Source organism: Amycolatopsis echigonensis, assembly GCF_014174495.1.
GTDB lineage: Bacteria > Actinomycetota > Actinomycetes > Mycobacteriales > Pseudonocardiaceae > Amycolatopsis > Amycolatopsis echigonensis.
In genome coordinates this window covers 1-472 of record NZ_JACJHR010000272.1, presented here as the reverse complement: position 1 = coordinate 472, position 472 = coordinate 1, and the positions used below count along the sequence as shown (strand labels likewise).

Genomic DNA, 472 nt, shown 5'->3' with positions numbered 1-472 from the left:
GTCGCCTACGGCGACCGCAAGAAAGTCGCCGCGGCCATGCGTGAAATTTATACCGCGCCGACACTCGAGTCAGCCGAAATTGCACTCAACCAGTTCGACAAAGACTTCGGTGCGCAATACCCGGCCGCGATCCAAGTCTGGCGACACGCCTGGAACGACTTCACTCCGTTTCTCGACTACCCGCCCGAACTCCGCAGAATCGTCTACACCACAAACCTGATCGAGAACATCAACTTCCAGCTCCGGAAAATCACCAAGAACCGAGGCCATTTCGACAGCGACACCGCCGCGACAAAACTTCTCTACCTCGGACTCCGCAACATCACCAGCAACCGGGGAGGGCCATCGGGAACCGGAACCCGGGGCTGGAAACAAGCGTTAAATACCCTCGCCGCGCTCTTCCCAGACCGCCTCCCGCTCGACTAGAATCAGAGAAGAAATCATCCGTGGCTTACACGGAAATCATGACAGA

1 protein-coding gene is annotated in these 472 nt (G+C 57.2%); it reads left to right on the top strand.

Annotated elements, in window-relative coordinates; translation table 11 throughout:
* The coding region (locus tag H5411_RS46720) for a transposase (protein ID WP_183128057.1) at positions 1–426 on the top strand (426 nt) is incomplete at its 5' end.
* Positions 427–472 lie beyond the last annotated feature (46 nt).